16 protein-coding genes are annotated in these 16,912 nt (G+C 70.4%); 10 read left to right on the top strand and 6 right to left on the bottom strand.

Annotation, left to right across the window (positions count from 1 at the left end; all coding sequences use genetic code 11):
* Window positions 1-2: 2 nt before the first annotated feature.
* The gene (gene sufB / locus K1T34_RS33360; RefSeq protein WP_220238726.1) at window positions 3-1,451 is read right to left on the bottom strand and encodes a Fe-S cluster assembly protein SufB; all 1,449 of its coding nucleotides are present in this window, start codon (window positions 1,449-1,451) and stop codon (window positions 3-5) included.
* Window positions 1,448-2,308, bottom strand: coding sequence for a helix-turn-helix transcriptional regulator (locus K1T34_RS33355; RefSeq protein WP_370643429.1), 861 nt, complete (start codon window positions 2,306-2,308; stop codon window positions 1,448-1,450). Before K1T34_RS33355 ends, sufB begins: the two co-directional genes overlap by 4 nt.
* A gap of 134 nt (window positions 2,309-2,442) precedes the next feature.
* Here K1T34_RS33355 and mptB point away from each other — a divergent pair, with 134 nt between their 5' ends.
* The 5 genes from mptB (at window position 2,443) to K1T34_RS33330 (ending at window position 7,894) form a co-directional block, all read left to right on the top strand.
* Window positions 2,443-4,071, top strand: a complete 1,629-nt coding sequence (gene mptB / locus K1T34_RS33350) for a polyprenol phosphomannose-dependent alpha 1,6 mannosyltransferase MptB (protein ID WP_220247533.1) — start codon at window positions 2,443-2,445, stop codon at window positions 4,069-4,071.
* Between the two features lie 6 nt (window positions 4,072-4,077).
* Complete coding sequence (locus K1T34_RS33345) at window positions 4,078-5,004, top strand: ABC transporter ATP-binding protein (RefSeq protein WP_220238725.1); 927 nt, start codon at window positions 4,078-4,080, stop codon at window positions 5,002-5,004.
* Between the two features lie 59 nt (window positions 5,005-5,063).
* Window positions 5,064-5,789, top strand: coding sequence for an ABC transporter permease (locus K1T34_RS33340; protein ID WP_255638807.1), 726 nt, complete (start codon window positions 5,064-5,066; stop codon window positions 5,787-5,789).
* Between the two features lie 82 nt (window positions 5,790-5,871).
* Entirely contained in the window at window positions 5,872-6,849 is a 978-nt protein-coding gene (locus tag K1T34_RS33335) for a heme A synthase (protein WP_220238723.1), read from the top strand.
* Window positions 6,850-6,967: 118 nt separating this feature from the next.
* The gene (locus tag K1T34_RS33330; RefSeq protein WP_220238722.1) at window positions 6,968-7,894 is read left to right on the top strand and encodes an acyl-CoA desaturase; all 927 of its coding nucleotides are present in this window, start codon (window positions 6,968-6,970) and stop codon (window positions 7,892-7,894) included.
* Here K1T34_RS33330 and K1T34_RS33325 read toward each other — a convergent pair.
* The 4 genes from K1T34_RS33325 to K1T34_RS33310 form a co-directional block, all read right to left on the bottom strand.
* The gene (locus K1T34_RS33325; RefSeq protein ID WP_220238721.1) at window positions 7,891-8,727 is read right to left on the bottom strand and encodes a class II fructose-bisphosphate aldolase; all 837 of its coding nucleotides are present in this window, start codon (window positions 8,725-8,727) and stop codon (window positions 7,891-7,893) included. The genes K1T34_RS33330 and K1T34_RS33325 overlap by 4 nt on opposite strands.
* On the bottom strand, window positions 8,724-9,620 hold the full coding sequence (locus K1T34_RS33320; protein ID WP_220238720.1) for a 1-phosphofructokinase family hexose kinase: 897 nt from the start codon (window positions 9,618-9,620) through the stop codon (window positions 8,724-8,726). The genes K1T34_RS33325 and K1T34_RS33320 overlap by 4 nt, the downstream gene beginning before the upstream one ends.
* 187 nt (window positions 9,621-9,807) lie before the next feature.
* On the bottom strand, window positions 9,808-10,653 hold the full coding sequence (locus tag K1T34_RS33315) for an ROK family protein (protein ID WP_220238719.1): 846 nt from the start codon (window positions 10,651-10,653) through the stop codon (window positions 9,808-9,810).
* Entirely contained in the window at window positions 10,653-11,531 is an 879-nt protein-coding gene (locus tag K1T34_RS33310) for an SIS domain-containing protein (RefSeq protein ID WP_220238718.1), read from the bottom strand. Before K1T34_RS33310 ends, K1T34_RS33315 begins: the two co-directional genes overlap by 1 nt.
* Window positions 11,532-11,696: 165 nt before the next feature.
* On the opposite strand from K1T34_RS33310, the gene K1T34_RS33305 reads away from it, so the two are divergent.
* The 5 genes from K1T34_RS33305 to K1T34_RS33285 all read left to right on the top strand — a co-directional run bounded on the left by K1T34_RS33305 (window position 11,697) and on the right by K1T34_RS33285 (window position 16,910).
* Window positions 11,697-12,485 carry a DeoR/GlpR family DNA-binding transcription regulator gene (locus tag K1T34_RS33305; protein ID WP_220238717.1) on the top strand — a complete coding sequence of 263 codons (789 nt, stop codon included), beginning with the start codon at window positions 11,697-11,699 and terminating at the stop codon, window positions 12,483-12,485.
* A 128-nt stretch (window positions 12,486-12,613) separates the two neighbouring features.
* Window positions 12,614-13,792 (top strand): Gfo/Idh/MocA family protein, encoded by a 1,179-nt coding sequence (locus K1T34_RS33300; RefSeq protein ID WP_220238716.1) that lies wholly within the window; start codon window positions 12,614-12,616, stop codon window positions 13,790-13,792.
* Between the two features lie 37 nt (window positions 13,793-13,829).
* Window positions 13,830-15,137: a sugar ABC transporter substrate-binding protein gene (locus K1T34_RS33295; protein WP_220238715.1), complete on the top strand. Its 1,308-nt coding sequence runs from the start codon at window positions 13,830-13,832 to the stop codon at window positions 15,135-15,137.
* 5 nt (window positions 15,138-15,142) lie between these two features.
* Complete coding sequence (locus K1T34_RS33290) at window positions 15,143-16,087, top strand: carbohydrate ABC transporter permease (protein ID WP_220238714.1); 945 nt, start codon at window positions 15,143-15,145, stop codon at window positions 16,085-16,087.
* Window positions 16,080-16,910, top strand: coding sequence for a carbohydrate ABC transporter permease (locus tag K1T34_RS33285; RefSeq protein ID WP_220238713.1), 831 nt, complete (start codon window positions 16,080-16,082; stop codon window positions 16,908-16,910). The genes K1T34_RS33290 and K1T34_RS33285 overlap by 8 nt, the downstream gene beginning before the upstream one ends.
* The last annotated feature ends 2 nt before the right edge of the window (window positions 16,911-16,912 follow it).

The raw sequence follows: 16,912 nt of genomic DNA, 5'->3' as shown, positions 1-16,912 counted from the left end.
GACTAGCCGACGGACCCTTCCATCTGGAGCTCGATCAGGCGGTTCAGCTCGAGCGCGTACTCCATCGGCAGCTCACGCGCGATGGGCTCCACGAACCCGCGCACGATCATCGCCATCGCCTCGGCCTCGTCGAGACCGCGCGACATCAGGTAGAACAGCTGCTCTTCGCTGACCTTGGACACCGTGGCCTCGTGGCCCATGGACACCTCGTCGTTGCGGATGTCCACGTACGGGTAGGTGTCCGAGCGCGAGATCGTGTCGACCAGCAGTGCGTCGCAGACCACGCTGGAGCGCGAGTGGTGCGCCCGCTTCGCGACGCGGACCAGGCCGCGGTAGGAGGTCCGGCCGCCGCCGCGCGCCACCGACTTCGACACGATGGTCGAGGAGGTGTGCGGCGCAAGGTGCTCCATCTTGGCGCCCGCGTCCTGGTGCTGGCCCTCGCCCGCGAACGCGACCGAGAGGACCTCGCCCTTGGCGTGCTCACCCATGAGGAAGACCGACGGGTACTTCATGGTGACCTTGGAACCGATGTTGCCGTCGATCCATTCCATGGTCGCGCCCTCTTCGCACTTGGCGCGCTTGGTGACCAGGTTGTAGACGTTGTTCGACCAGTTCTGGATCGTCGTGTAGCGGCAGCGGCCGCCCTTCTTCACGATGATCTCCACGACCGCCGAGTGCAGCGAGTCGGACTGGTAGATCGGCGCGGTGCAACCCTCGACGTAGTGCACGTAGGCGTCTTCGTCGACGATGATCAGCGTGCGCTCGAACTGGCCCATGTTCTCGGTGTTGATCCGGAAGTAGGCCTGCAGCGGGATGTCCACCTTCACGCCCTTGGGCACGTAGATGAACGAGCCGCCGGACCACACCGCCGTGTTCAGCGCGGAGAACTTGTTGTCCCCGGCCGGGATCACGGAACCGAAGTACTCCTGGAAGAGCTCCGGGTGCTCCTTGAGCGCGGTGTCGGTGTCCAGGAACAGCACGCCCTGGGCCTCCAGGTCCTCGCGGATGGAGTGGTAGACGACCTCGGACTCGTACTGCGCGGCGACACCGGCGACGAGGCGCTGCTTCTCCGCCTCGGGGATGCCGAGCTTGTCGTAGGTGTTCTTGATGTCCTCGGGCAGCTCTTCCCAGCTGGTGGCCTGCTTCTCGCTGGACCGCACGAAGTACTTGATGTTGTCGAAGTCGATCCCGGAGAGGTCGGCGCCCCAGTTGGGCATCGGCTTCAGCTCGAAGAGCTTGAGCGCCTTCAAGCGGGCGTCGCGCATCCACTCCGGCTCGGACTTCTTCCCGGAGATGTCGGTGACGACATCCTCGTTCAGTCCGCGACGGGCGCTGGCGCCCGCTTCGTCGGAGTCGGCCCAGCCGAACGCGTACTTGCCAAGGGACTCGATGGTCTCTTCCTGGCTCAGTGGCGCGGTGGTGGGAGTGCGCTGCTCGGCAGCGGCAGTCATGCGGGTTTCCCTCCATTCGGGATCCGTGCTGTACGCCCCTGGGCCGCCCGCGCCGGCTGCGTCGCCGCAACCGCCTCGGTCGTCCCGGAGGGCCTGGTGCTGTCCGGCTCGGGAAGGGCCGGGATACCCGTCGTCACGGCGGGTACGTGTGTGGTGCACGCGTTGTCGCCGCGTGCGATCGTCGCCAGCCGCTGCACGTGGGTGCCGAGCAGCCGGGCGAACGCCTCGGTCTCGGCCTCGCACAGCTGCGGGAACTCAGCCGCGACGTGCGCGACCGGGCAGTGGTGCTGGCACAGCTGTTCACCGACACCGACCTGGCGGGTCGACGCAGCGTAGCCCTCCCTGGTCAGGGCCGCGGCCAGGGCCTCGGCGCGCTCCGCGGGATCACTCGAACCGGTGATGGCGGAGCGGTGCGGGCCCACCAGCGCGTCGACGCGGCTCTCGGCGAAGGCGCGCACGGCGTCGGGGCCGGCGTGCTCGGCGAGGAACCGGATGGCCGAAACCGCGAGGTCGTCGTAGGCGTGCCCGAACCGGGCGCGGCCCGACTCGGTGAGCAGGAAGAACTTGGCCGGGCGCCCGCGCCCGCGCGGACCGCGCCGGGGCGCGTCGCGGGTCTCGGCCTCGCCGTCGGCCACCAGTGCGTCGAGGTGCCTGCGGACGGCCGTGGGGCTGATGCCGAGCTGCTCCGCGACCACCACGGCGGTCATCGGGCCCTGTTCGAGAAGCAGGCGTGCCACCTCGTGGCGCGTGCGCCCTTCTGCGGCGCTGACCTGCACGGGAACGCCGAGGTCCGCGGCGCGCGGCTGATCGCCGAGCTCCTCGCAGACCTCTCTCTCACGCGTCCCGTTCTTTTTCACAACACAAGTGTGTCTTATTTCCGGCGCAGGGGCAAAGGTGGGGTGTCCGGCAGTGACCTGAGTCACGGCCGGAGGGACTCGATACCCTTCCTGACGTGGCAGTCGGCGAGCAACCCGTGCAGCGGGACCCGGAAGTGGGCACACCCGGCGACACGGCGACGGCCGTGGCGCCACCTTCGCCCGTCCTCCCGCGCGAGCCGCAGCCTCTCGACCAGGCCGAACACCGCGGCCTCGACATCGTCCGGCGCTTCGGCACGGTCGGCTCGCTGTTCCTCGCGCTCGGCTCGCTCGGCGCCGGCGCGGCGCCCGTGATCAACCCGGTGCAGGACCTGCCGGTGCTGCGCCTGTTCACCCGCATCCCCACCGTCTCGCTCGCCATCGCGTTCTCCGGCATGGGCATCCTCGTGCTGAGCTGGCTGATGCTCGGCCGCTTCGCCCGGCCCGCGAGCGCCCGCCTGGCGAGCCAGGGCCAGCTGGCCCGCACGATCGCGATGTGGGTGGCGCCGCTGCTGCTCATCCCGCCCCTGTTCTCCCGGGACGTCTACAGCTACCTCGCGCAGAGCGAGATCGTGCACCGCGGGATGGACCCGTACACCCTGGGCCCGGCCCAGGCGCTCGGCGTGGCCGACCCGCTCACCGCGGGCGTGGCCAACATGTGGCGCGAGACGCCGGCGCCGTACGGGCCGCTGCTGCTGCGCCTGGGCGGCTGGCTCGCGCCGATCGGCGGCAACAACATCGTGACGGGCGTGCTGCTGCAGCGCGGCCTGGCGCTCGTCGGCGTGGTCCTCATCGTGTGGGCCGTGCCGCGGCTGGCGCGCCGCTTCGGCGTGCAACCGGTGACGGCGCTGTGGCTGGGCGCGGCCAACCCGCTGCTGATCTTCCACTTCATCGCCGGCGCCCACAACGACGCGCTGGCCATCGGGCTGATGGTCGCCGGGCTGGAGGTCGGCATCCGGCGGCTGCCGGTGCGCGTCAAGGGCGACTCCCCACCGCCGATGGCCAAGGGCGAGCTGCTGTGCATCGGGCTCGGTGTCGCGATCATCACGCTCGGGGCCGCGGTCAAGGTGCCCGCACTGCTCGCGTTGCCGTTCTTCGCGGTGATGGTGGCGCGGCGCTGGCACGGGAGCATCAAGGACCTCGTGCGGGCCGGAGTGCCGATGGCGCTGCTGTTCGGCGCGGTGCTCGTCGCGGTCTCCTACGGCACGGGTCTGGGCTTCGGCTGGATCGGCGCGCTCGGCACCCCCGGCCTCGTGCGCTCGTGGATCTCCCCCACCGCCGAGCTCGCGAACCTCACCGGGGTGCTCGGCATCGCACTCGGGCTCGGCAACCACACCGACGCGCTGGTGCCCATCATCGGCGCGCTCGGCTACCTGGTGACGGCGTTCGTCACCGTCAAGTTCCTGTGGGCCAGCTTCAAGTGGCGCTACCGGCCCATCATCGGGCTCGGGGTGGCGCTCGGCGCCGCGATGATCCTGCAGATCAACCTGCAGCCGTGGTACGTGCTGTGGGCTGTGATCCCCCTGGCCGCGGCGGCGGGCACGTCGCGGTTCCGCGTGGCCGCGACCGTGGTCAGCGCCGGGCTGCCGTTCCTGCTGCCGCCCACCGGGAGCACGTTCGACGGCCACGCCTACATCCTGCCGTGGGCCTACGGCGCGGCCGTGCTCGTGACGCTCGGCGGGCTCGCGTGGGTGTACCGGCTTTCGCCGCTCCTGCTCTCCAGGACGTCCCCGGAACGGCCCGCCGTGGTGGACGTCGTATCGTAATTCGTTGTGGACAACCCAGCGGTCGAGATCACCGGCCTGGTGAAAAGCTACGGCTCCACCACCGCGGTCGACGGGCTCGACCTGCGGATGGAGCGTGGCTGCCTGCTGGCCTTGCTCGGGCCCAACGGCGCGGGCAAGACGACCACGGTGGAGATCTGCGAAGGGTTTCGCAAGCCTGACGCCGGAAAAGTCCGGGTCCTCGGCCTCGATCCTGTGAAAAACAGCGCCCGGCTGCGTCCGCGCGTCGGCATCATGCCGCAGGGCGGCGGCGCCTACCCGGGCGTGCACGCCGCGGAGATGCTCGGCCTTGTCGCGTCGTGCGCGGCGAACCCGCTCGACCCCGCGTGGCTGCTCGACGTGCTCGGGCTGGCCGGCGCGAAGCGCACCCCGTTCAAACGCCTCTCCGGCGGGCAGCAGCAACGGCTTTCGCTCGCGTGCGCGCTCGTCGGGCGACCCGAGCTGGTGTTCCTCGACGAGCCGACGGCGGGCATGGACCCGCAGGCGCGGCGCCTGGTGTGGGAGCTGCTGGCCGCGCTTCGCAGCGACGGCGTGAGCGTGCTGCTCACCACACACCTGATGGAAGAAGCGGAAGCGCTCGCCGACCAGGTCGTGATCGTGGACCACGGCAAGGTCGTGGTCCAGGGCTCGCCCCACTCGTTGACTCTGGAAGAGGGCGACGCCGCGCAGCTGCGGTTCCGCGCGCGCACGCGGCTGGACCTGTCGCTGCTCACGGCGGCGTTGCCCGAGGGCTATCGCGTGACCGAGTCCTCGCCCGGTTCGTACCTCGTGGAAGGCGCGGTGGATCCGCAGGTGGTGTCGACCGTCACGTCGTGGTGTGCGCAACAGGGCGTGCTGCCCGAACAGCTGCAAGTCGGGCGGCGCACGCTGGAAGAGGTTTTCCTCGAGCTGACCGGACGGGAGCTGCGAGCGTGAGCACGACGTTCCCGGAAGGCACCTTCACCCCCGCGCCGGGCCGCGGGCCGCTGGGCCGGATGCTGCGCACGCACGCGCGCGTCGAGGCCGCGTTGACGCTGCGCCACGGCGAACAGCTGCTGCTCACGCTGATCATCCCGCTCGCGCTGCTCATCGGCCTGAGCCTGCTCGACATCCTGCCCGCGAGCCAGCTCGGCTCGACGTCCAAAGTGGACTGGATCACGCCGCGGATCCTCGCGCTGGCCGTGATGTCGTCCGCGTTCACGGGACAGGCCATCGCGCTCGGCTTCGACCGGCGCTACGGCGTACTCAAGCGGCTTTCGGCCACCGCGCTGCCGCGCTGGCTGCTCGTGGCCGGGCGCGTGGTCGCGGCGCTGGTGGTGGTCGTGCTGCAGTCGATCGTGATCGGTGTGGTGGCGGCGTTCCTGGGCTGGTCGCCCTCGGGTGCCGGGATCGCGTCGGCGATCGTGCTGCTGGTGCTGGGCACGGCCGCGTTCGGCGCCCTGGGCGTGTTGCTCGGCGGTGCCCTGCGAGCCGAAGCCGTGCTGGCGCTGGCCAACATCGTGTGGTTCGTGCTGCTGCTCGCCGGCGGAATCCTGCTGGCGCCTTCGGCTTTGCCGGCGGGCCTCGGCGTGGTCGTCTCACTGCTGCCCTCGGGCGCGCTCGCGGAAGGCATGCGCGCGGCACTGGTGGACGGTCACTTCGCCGTCGGGCCGATGGCGGTGCTCGCCGTGTGGGCGATCGTGGCCGGACTTATCGCGACACGGACCACAAAACTCACCTGAGTGCTCGTGAAACGGGTGTGAGAAAAGCGTCGCAGCGCATGCGGCGGGAAAGCGCGGAATTGCGCGCGAGTACGATTCCCCCGTGCCTCTTCGCAGTTTGATCGCCCGCCTGCCCTATCCCTCCGCCGCGGTCCAGCGGGCCGTCGGGATCGCCGCCGTGGTGGCGCAGGGCGGCATCGGCGTCACGGGGTCCGTGGTGCGGGTGACGGGTTCGGGCCTCGGTTGCCCGACGTGGCCGCAGTGCGTGCCCGGCAGTCTCGTGCCGGTGCAGCACCCCGGGATCCACGCGGTCAACCAGTGGATCGAGTTCTCGAACCGCATGCTGACGGGCGCGGTCATCGTCGTGGCCGCCCTGGCTGTGCTCACGGCGTGGCGCATCCTCATCGACCACCCGAGCCGCAAGCGGCTGCTGGTGCTGGCCTGGACGATGCCGGGCGGCGTCGTGCTGCAGGCCGTGCTCGGGGGCATCACCGTGCTGGCGAAGCTGGAGTGGTGGACGGTCGCGATCCACTTCCTCGCGTCCACGCCGTTGATCTGGCTCGCCGTGCTGTTGCTGCGCGCGTTCCGCGAGGGCGACCAACCCGCGCGCCCGATCGTGCCGCCGCTGGGTCGCAAGGTGCTGGTGCTGCTGACGGTGCTGATGTGGGCTGTCCTCATCGCCGGCACGACCGTCACCGGCGCCGGCCCGCACGGCGGCGACATCCACACCCACCGCCTCGACGTCCCCATCGAGAAGCTCGCTCAGGTCCACAGCGGACTCCTGATCGTCTACCTCGTGGTCCTCGCGGTCTTCGGCCTGCAGCTGCTGCGCGTGGGCGCCCCGAAGAGCGTGTGGCAGCGCTACGCGTGGGTCTGGGCGGTGGCGCTCGCGCAGGGTGTGGTGGGGACCGTGCAGTACGCGCTCGGCGTCCCCGAGGCGATGGTGTCGTTCCACGTGCTCGGCTCGGCCCTGGTCATCGTCGTCACGGCGGCGCTGTGGACCGGCACCCGTGACCGCGGCCCGGTGGTGTCGCTGGAACCGGCGCCTCCGACGGACCGCGAACTCACCCCGGCCGGCTGACGCCCCGGACGGCCACGCCTTTGTAACTCTCCGTCGGCTCGCCGTCGGCGCGGCGGACAGAACGGGCACTTACTCTTCGGCTCGGAATCGCCATCCGAAGCGCCGCGAGGTGACGCTCATGACGTCCGTCCAGTCCAGCACCGTGAAGCCGTTGATCTCCGGACGCCGGGGTCCGGCGGAGATGGTCGTGCTCAAGACTTTCCTGCTGGTGCCGTTCGTGGCGCTGGTCGCCGCCGTTCCCCTGCTCTGGGGCTGGGGGCTCAGCTGGGTCGACGCGGCGCTGTTCGTCGTCTTCTACACGTTCGGCACGCTCGGCGTGACCGTCGGGTACCACCGCTACTTCACGCACGGCGCGTTCAAGGCGCCGCGCGCGCTGCGGATCGCGCTGGCCGTGGCGGGGAGCATGGCGGTGCAGGGTTCGGTGATCTTCTGGGTCGCGAGCCACCGCCGCCACCACGCGTTCGCCGACCGCGAGGGCGATCCGCACTCGCCGTGGCTGTTCGGCACGTCGCCGGCGGCGCTGTTGCGCGGGTTCTGGCACGCGCACATGGGGTGGATGTTCAAGCGCGAGGTGACCAACGCCGACCGCTTCGCCCCGGACCTCGTCGGCGACCGCGACCTGCGGCTGGTGAACCGCTTCTTCGCGCTGTGGATCGCGCTCAGCGTCGCCCTGCCGGCCGCGCTGGGCGGGCTGATCACGTGGTCGTGGTGGGGCGCTGTCACGGCGTTCTTCTGGGCGGGCCTGGTGCGCATCGCGCTGCTGCACCACGTGACCTGGTCGGTCAACTCCGTGTGCCACCTGACCGGCGAACGCCCCTTCGCCAGCCGCGACAAGGCCGCCAACTTCTGGCCGCTCGCGATCCTGTCCATGGGCGAGTCGTGGCACAACTCCCACCACGCCGACCCGACCTGCGCGCGCCACGGCGTGCTGCGCGGCCAGGTCGACGTGTCGGCGCGCGTGATCTGGCTGTTCGAGCGCTGCGGCTGGGCCACCGACGTGCGGTGGCCCCGAGGCGGTCGCCTGGCCGCCAAGCGAAAAGCCTAGGCAGCCAGCAGGCGCAGCAGGCGCGCGGTCTCCTCCTCGACGGCCGCGCGCCCGAGCCGGACGTACTTGCGCGGGTCGACGACGTCCGGCCGCTCGTCGAGGAACTGCTTGAGCGAGCGGGTGAACAGGCCGTTCAGGTGCGTCGAGATGTTGATCTTCGTCATCCCGCTCTCGACGGCGCCGCGCAGCTCGTCGTCGGACAGGCCGGACGAGCCGTGCAGCACCAGCGGCACCGCCACCGCGTCGCGCAACCGCGAGACGAGCGCGCGGTCGACGCTGGCCGTGCGCGACACCATGGCGTGCGACGTGCCGACGGCGACCGCCAGCGCGTCGACGCCCGTGGCCTTCACGAACGCGGCGGCCTCGGCCGGGTCGGTGCGGGCGCCGGGAGCGTGGACGCCGTCCTTGCCGCCGACCTCGCCGAGCTCCGCCTCCACGGCGATGCCCGCCGCGTGGCACAGGTCGGCGATCTCGCGGGTGGTGCGCACGTTCTCGTCGTAGGGCAGGCGGGACCCGTCGTACATCACGCTGTCCACGCCGAGCTCGACGCCTTCGCGCACCAGGTCCTGGTCCTCGATGTGGTCCAGGTGCACGAGCACCTCGACCTTCGCGCGCTTGGCGATCTCCAGCGACGCGAGCGCGATCGGCGCCAGCCCGCCGTGATAGCGCACGCAGTTCTCGCTGATCTGCAGCACCACGGGCACGCCGGCCTGCTCGGCGCCGCTCGCGATGGCCTCGGCGTGTTCGAGCAGGATGACGTTGAACGCGCCGACCGCGGCGTTGCGCTCACGCGCCGACGCGAGGATCCGGGCGAGAGCCGGGCGGGTGATCATGCGGGTTCTCCGTTCGGTTCGAGAAAACGTCGGTAGGCCTCGACATCGACCTCGCCCGCCACCGGGCGCAGCACGGCCGCCGCCCCGAGCGCGGCGGCGCGGCGAAGCGCTTGGGCCAGGGGGACGCCGTCGACAAGCGCCGCCGCGAGGCCGGCGGTCGCGGCGTCGCCGGCTCCGGTCGGGTTTCCGGTGACGCCGGGGACGGCGGGGATTTCGATGGTGTCGTCCGGTGTGTGCGCGGTGATCCCTTCGGCGCCGCGCGAGACGACCACGAGCCGGGCGCCTCGCCGCTTCAGTTCGGCGACGCCGGCGTTTTCGTCCACAGTGGACGTCGCGTCGAGCAGCTCCGCGAGGTTCGGCTTCACCACATCCGCCCCGGCATTCGCCGCTGCCACCAGTGCGGGCCCGGAAACGTCGGCGAGCACCCGGACACCGGCCTCGTGCGCCGCCCGCACCCAGTCCCCGAGCAACTCCGCCCGCGCCCCACGCGGCAACGATCCCGAGACGACCAGCAGCTCCGCGCCCGCGAGCCGCCGTCCGAGCAGCTCACCGAACGCGGTCCACTCGGCTTCGCTCGTCTGCGGCCCGGGCTCGGTGTAGACGGTCGGATGCCCCTCACCCACGACGGTCACCGTCGTCCGCGTCTCCCCGGCGAGCGGCGAGACTTCGTGCGGCACAGTCAGTTCGCCCGCGACCCACCGCCCGGTCTCACCCCCGAGCGGCAGCAGGGCCAGCACCTCGACCCCCAGCCCGGCCAGCACCCGCGCGACGTTCAGCCCTTTGCCACCGGGCCGGCGCTGGACCTCGAGAACGCGGTTCGTCTCCCCGGGCTCGTGCCGCGCCACGCGGTAGGTGACGTCCACCGCCGGATTCGGCGTGACCACGACGATCATCGGGCCACTCCCGCGGCCGGCAAGTCCTGCGCCGGCAACGTCGCACCGATCACGGGAGGACGCCCACGACGAGCGAGTCCTGCGCCGACAGGCGCCGCGCAACCTCGGTGCGTTCGCACGGTCACCGACTCGTGCCGAGCCACGCGATCGGTGGCTCCCGCTGCCGAATCGAGCAACATCACGCCGGTCATCGGGCCACTCCCGCGGCCAGCAATTCCTGCGCCAGCAACGTCGCACCGATGACCGCGGCCGCGTCGCCGTGGTGGGCGCGGACGACCGACGGCGCGCGGAGGATGCCGAGGCGGGCAGCGACCTCGTGAGTGAGCGGGTCGAGCAGCAGGGCGCCCGCCTCGGCCAGTCCGCCGCCGACCACGACGGTGCCGCAACCCACGGCGGCGGTGGTCCAGGCGATGGACTCGGCGAGCACGCGGACGCACTCGCGCCAAGCGGTAAGGGCGGCACCGTCGCCGCCGCGGACGCGTTCGGCGACGGTGAAGGCGTCGGGCGCGCCGGCGTGGCGCGCGAGGGCGGAGGCCGAGGCGACCTCCTCCACCCGTCCGCCGCCGGCCAAGAGCACCTGGCCGATTTCGCCGGCCCACGGGCTGTCGAGCACCCGGCCGTCGACCACGAGGGCGCCGGCCAGGCCGGTGCCGACGGCCGCGAACAGAACCGGTTCCGAAGAACCGGCCGCCGCGCCCGTGCGGACCTCGGCCAGCGCGCCGGCGCGGACGTCCTGCCCGAACGCCAACGGCACGTCCACCGAAGCGGAAACGAGCTCCCGCACCGGAACGTCGCGCCAACCGAGGTTCACGGCCTGCAGGCACAGCCCCGCACGCTCGTCGACGATGCCGGGCACGACGAGGCCCACGGCGTCGACCGGGTACCACTCGGTGGCACGGCGCACGAGCCCCGCCAGCGCCTGCGGGTCGCCCGTCGGCGTGGGCTCGCGCCACTGCGCGAGCACCGCGCCGTCGTCGCCGGTGACACGCGCCTTGACCGTGGTGCCGCCGACGTCGACACCGAGCACCGCCATCAGGTGAGGATGACCGAGCGCGTGAGCGAGCGCGGGTGGTCGGGGTCGAGCCCGCGGCGCACGGCCAGCGCGACGGCGAACCGTTGCACCACAACCAAAGCCGCCATCGGGTCGAGGTCGTGGTGGACGAACGTCGCGCCCGTGCGGGCGATGTCGTCGGCCAGACCCTCGGGCGTCGCGCCGAGCGACCACACGAGCCGGCCGGGCTGCGCGATCGCGATCGGGCCGTGGCGGTAGTCCATGGCCGGGTATGACTCCGCCCAGAACTGCGCGGCCTCGCGAGTCTTCAACGCGGCTTCGAACGTGAGGCCCACGGCGGCGTCGCGGCCGACGAAGCTCACCTGCTCGGCGTCGAGCAGCTCGGTGATCGGCACCTGCAGCGCCTGCTCGGCCTGCGCCGCCAGCGCTTCGACGTCGTCGCCGAGCCCCGCGCGCAGCAGCGCGAGCGTGGTCGTCGCGAACCGCGTCTGCACCACGGATTCCTCGTCGGCGAAGGGAAGTTCGACGACCTCGTCGGCCACCGCGGCGGCCGGCGCGTCGCCCACGGCCGTGATCAGCACCGTGCGCTGCGAGTCGAGCGCGCCGAGCAGGTCGACGATCTCGGTCGTGGTGCCGGAGCGCGAGATCGCGACCACGCGGTCGTACTGGCGCTCACGCGGGTACTCCGACCCGGCGAACGCGTCGGTCAGGCCGTGCCCGCGCTGCTCGCGCGCGACGGCGTAGCTCATGGCGATGAACCAGCTGGTGCCGCACCCGACGACGGCGACGCGTTCCCCCGGCTGCGGCAGCGCGCTCGCGACGGAGGGGAACAGCTCTGCCGCCGTGCGCCACATCTGCGGTTGGGACGCCAGCTCACGGGACACGAAGGAGTCGGACATGGAGACCTTTCGATCCGAGGGCGATCGACGTGATCGCATGGTGAGCATAGACGATCATTCTTGATTGGCGTGAGCGATATACGTCATCTTCAATCATCCGGCTCAGTGGAGATGACCTCTAGGATGAGTCGGTCCTACCCCTCGACCTCGAACGCGAGCCGCCCGATGACACCCCAGCAACGCCTCAACGCCCTGCTCGAGCTGGTGAGCGAACGAGGGAACGTGACGATCACGGAGATCGGCGAAACGCTCGGCATCTCCCCCGCCACCGCGCGCCGCGACCTCTCGATCCTCGCCGACCAGCGCCTGATCACCCGCACGCACGGCGGCGCCGCGGCCCTCGGCGCCGGCTACGAGCTGCCGCTCCAGTACAAGATCGCGCGCCAGGCTGAGGCCAAGACCGCGATCGCCCGCACCGCCGCCGAGCTGGTCAGGCCCGGCGAGACGGTGGGGATCAACGGCGGCACCACGACCACCGAGGTCGCCCGCGCGCTCGGCAAGAGCGAGCGGTTCATCCGCGCCGACGGCGAAACCGGCCTGACCATCGTGACCAACGCCCTGAACATCGGTTATGAGCTGTCAGTGCGCGCGCACGTGAAGATCGTGGTCACCGGCGGCGTGGCCCGGCGCCAGTCCTATGAACTGGTCGGCTCACTGGTGTCGAACGCACTCGCGGCGTTCGCCCTCGACACCGTGATCCTCGGCGTCGACGGACTGAGCGCGCAGTACGGCGCCACCACCCTGCACGAGGGAGAAGCCGAGGTCAGCAGGCATTTCAGCCAGGTCGCGCGGCGCGTGATCGTGGTCGCCGACGCCACGAAGCTGATGAAGTCCACCTTCGCGCGCATCTGCCGCCTCGCGGAGATCGACGTGCTGGTCACGGACGCCGAAGTGCCCGCTTCGTTCGCCGCCGAGCTGGCTGCCGCGTCGGTCGAGCTCGTGGTCGCGAGCTGACCCCGGACCGGCCGAGTCCCACGTAACGGTTCGCGCACGCGTCTGAGCAGACTCATCATCGCGTGTTGTGCATTAGTGATTGGTTTGCCATCATACAGATCAATATCACGCAGAGGTGAGGTGACCAGGTGGGAAACGGCGAAGCTGTCCGCGTTGGTGTGGTGGGAGTCGGCCAGCGCGCCGTCATCGCCCGGCACATCGCGGAGTCCGGGCTGGCCGCGACCGTGGTGGCCGCGGCCGACCCGACCGAGGCCGGCCGCGCCCGGGCCCGTGAGCTGTTCGGCGAGATCGACGTCGTCGAGCAGCACACGGATCTGATCGACCGCAAACTCGTCGACGCCGCGATCGTGACCGCGCCGGACTGGACTCACGCCGAGATCGCCGTCGACCTGCTGCGCGCGGGCATCGCCGTCTACCTCGAGAAGCCGCTCGCGATCACGCTCGAAGACGCCGACGCCGTGCTGGCCGCCGCACAGGAGTCGAACACGCCGCTCTACATCGGACACAACTTCCGGCACTCGGGCGTGGCCCGCGCGCTGCGCGAAGTCGTCGCCCGCGGCGAGATCGGCGAGGTCAAAACCGTGTGGTGCCGCCACTTCGTGGGCAACGGCGGCGACTACTACTTCAAGGACTGGCACGCCGACCGCAGCAAGGTCAACTCCCTGCTGCTGCAGAAGGCCAGCCACGACCTCGACGTGATCCACATGCTGGCCGGCGGCTACACCCGCCGCGTCGTCGGCATGGGGCAGCTCTCGGTCTACGGCGGCATCACCGACCGCGGCGGCCACGAGAACGAGCTGATGCAGGACTGGTTCTCCTTCGACAACTGGCCCCCTGCCGCGCAGACCGGCCTCAACGAGGTGGTCGACGTCGAGGACGTCTCCCTGGTGCTCATGACCCTCGACAACGGCGTACTCGCCAGCTACGAGCAGTGCCACTTCACCCCGGACTACTGGCGCAACTACACCGTGATCGGCACCGAAGGCCGCGCCGAGAACTTCGGCGACACCGGCGGCGGCGTAGTGAAGGTGTGGAACCACCGCCGCGGCTGGTCCGCCGACGGCGACCGCGAGTACCCGATCTCAGGCGTCGAAGAAGGCCACGCCGACGCCGACCTGCTCACGATGACCGAGTTCCTGCGGTACGTGATCGACGGCGAGACGCCGACGCTCTCGCCGGTCGCCGCCCGCGAGGCCGTGGCCGCCGGCGCGCTGGCCACCCGGTCGCTGCGCAATGGCTCGGTCCCCCTCGACGTGCCCGAGCTGCCCGCCGCCGTGCGCGCCCACTTCCCCGCCGGCACCCGCTGACCCTGATCCTCTCCCCCGCCCGCTGAAAGGAATCCCGATGGCTTCATTCCCCCGCCGAGCCCTGGCCGCGGTGGCCGGCACGGTGGCCGCCGCCGCCACGCTCGCCGCGTGCTCGTCCACGGGTGCGTCCACCGCGTCCGATTCGGACACCCCGTACAGCCCGCCCGACGCAAGCGTCTCGGCGAACCTGACCTACGCGGTCTGGGACCAGACCCAGGTCAAGGCGATCAACGCCAACCTGGCCGAATTCAACAAGAAATATCCGAACATCAAGGTGAACGTGGACGTCACCCCGTACGCGAACTACTTCACCAAGCTGCAGACCGAGGCCTCCAGCGACAGCCTGCCCGACCTGTTCTGGATGAACGGCCCCAACTTCCAGCTCTACGCGAGCAACGGCAAGATCGAGCCCGTCACCGGCGAGGTGAAGGCCGGCGCGATCGACCCGAAGAACTACCCGCAGTCGCTCGACCAGCTGTACACATTGGACGGTGTGCAGTACGGCGTACCGAAGGACTTCGACACCATCGGCGTCTGGGTCAACAAGGCACTGTTCGCCGAAGCCGGCGTGCCGATCCCGAGCAAGGACTGGACGTGGGCCGACCTGCAGTCCACCGCCACGCAGATCTCGCAGAAGCTCTCCAGCAAGGGCGTCTACGGCATCTCCGCCGGCATGGACGGCCAGACCACCTATTACAACACCATCTTCCAGTCCGGCGGCTCGGTGATCTCGCCCGACGGCAAGACGTCCGCCTACGACGACCCGAAGACGCAGAAGGGCATCCAGTTTTGGACCGACCTGGTGAAGTCCAAGGCGATGCCGACGATGAAGCAACTCACCGACACCACCGGTGACCAGTGGTTCGTGTCCGGCAAGTCGGCGATGTACCAGGGTGGCAGCTGGGCCCGCAGCGAGGTCGCAGCGGCGCCCATCGCCAAGGACGTCATGGTGCTCCCCGTGCCGAAGGGCGACCAGCAGGCGACCGTGATCCACGGTCTGTCCAATGTGGTCGCCACGAACAGCGCCAACAAGCAGGCCGCGCAGGCGCTGCAGGTGTTCCTCGCGAGCAAGGAAGCCCAGCAGCAGCAAGGTGACCTCGGTGCGGTGATCCCGGCCTACAACGGCACGCAGGACGCGTTCGCGAAGTCCATGCCGGGGGTGGACCTACAGCTGTTCCTCGACGAGGTCTCCAACGCCAAGCCGCTGCCGGTGTCGAAGAACACGGCCGCGTGGAACACGCTCGAGACCAACCTGCTGCCCGACGCCTTCGACGGCACCAAGCCCGTCGACGCCGTGCTGAAGGATCTGACCTCACAGATGAACGCGGACCTGGCCAAGGAATGAGCGCCGTGTCCGCCGACGTCTCCGAGTCCGCTCCGGCGCCCGCCGCTCCCGCCACCCGGCGGAAGCGGCGCGGCGTCCGGCGCGGGGACGGCCTGTGGCCCTGGGCGTTCGTGCTGCCGCTGCTGGCCGGGGTGCTCGTCTTCTACATCTGGCCGATCCTGCAGACGGCGTTCTACTCGTTCACCACCTGGGGCGTGTTCGGTGGCTTCAAGTGGTCCGGGCTGGACAACTACAGCCGGCTGTTCACCGACCCGCAGCTGTACCGGTCGCTGCTGAACACCCTGATCTACACGGCCGTGGTGCTGCTCGGCGTGCCGATCGCGGCGTGGCTCGCGAGCCTGCTCAACACCCCGGGCCTGCGGTTCGCGCAGTTCTACCGCGTGCTGTTCTTCCTGCCGTACGTGGCGATGCCCGCGGCCGTCGCGCTGGTGTGGCGCATGATCTTCAACGGCGACTACGGCATCCTCAACTGGGCGCTCTCGCGGATCGGGATCACCGGCCCGTCGTGGGTCAATACACCGGGCTTCGCGCTCGCCGCGGTGGCCGTGGTGGGCCTGTGGTCCTCGCTGGGCTTCTCGATGATCGTGCTCGGCGCGGGCCTGAAGAACATCCCGACGGAGCTGTACGAGGCCGCCGAGCTCGACGGCGCGAGCCGCTTCCGCCAGTTCCGCTCGATCACGCTGCCGCAGCTGGCGCCCAGCGTGTTCTTCGTGATCGTGGTGACCACCATCGCGAGCTTCCAGCTCTTCGACCTGCTGTATGCGTTGCTGGGCAACCACAACGCGGTGCTGCCGAAGACGATGTCGCTCGTCTACTACTTCTACGACGCGGGTTTCGTCCAGAACGACAAGGGTTTCGCCGCGGCCATCGCGATGGTCATCTTCGTGCTCATCGGTCTCGTCACGCTCGTGCAGTTCCGCTTGCAACGGAGGTGGACCGGCAATGCCTAGAACACGGCGCCGGCGGCAGTCCCACGCGCTGATCCACCTCGTGCTCGGGGTGGGCGGGCTGATCATGGCCTTCCCGTTCCTGTGGCAGATCGTGATGTCGTTGTCCACCAACGCCGAGGTGCAGAGCGTGACGCCCACGTTCTGGCCGGCGCACCTGCAGTGGCAGAACTACGCGGCGGTGTTCCAGCGGCTGCCGTTCCTGTCGCAGCTGTGGACCTCGGTGCTCATCACGGTGATCCGCACGCTCGCCCAGATCGTGCTGTGCACGCTCGCCGGGTACGCGTTCGCCCGCATGCGCTTCCGCGGGCGGGCGGTGCTGCTCGGTCTCGTGCTGTCGATCCTGCTGGTGCCCTCGCAGGCGTACCTGATCTCGCAGTACCAGATCGTGCAGGGCCTCGGCTGGCTCAACACCCTGGCCGGCATCGTCGCGCCCGGGCTGTTCAGCGCGTACGGCACCTTCCTGATGCGCACGGCCTTCCTCAACCTCCCGGCGGAGCTGGAGGAGGCGGCGCGCATCGACGGCAGCGGGCCGTTGCGGACGTTCTGGAGCGTGCTCCTGCCGGTGGTGCGCCCGAGCATCAGCGTGCTCGCGATCTCGGCCGTGCTGTGGTCGTGGAACGAGCTGCTGTGGCCGCTCGTGGTGTCGACGCGCGCCACGCAGATGCCGCTGTCGGCCGCGCTGGCCACCCTGGCCGGCGACGTGACGGTGAACTACCCCGTGCTGATGGCCGCCAGCCTGCTGGCGATGGCGCCGATCCTGATCCTGTTCATCCTGCTGCAACGCCGGGTGATCGACGGGCTGGCGTCGTCGGGCTTGAAGTAACC

The organism is Amycolatopsis sp. DSM 110486, from assembly GCF_019468465.1.
Taxonomy (GTDB): domain Bacteria; phylum Actinomycetota; class Actinomycetes; order Mycobacteriales; family Pseudonocardiaceae; genus Amycolatopsis.
Note: the sequence above shows the minus strand (reverse complement) of the source record. Positions and strands in the feature narration are given on the sequence as shown.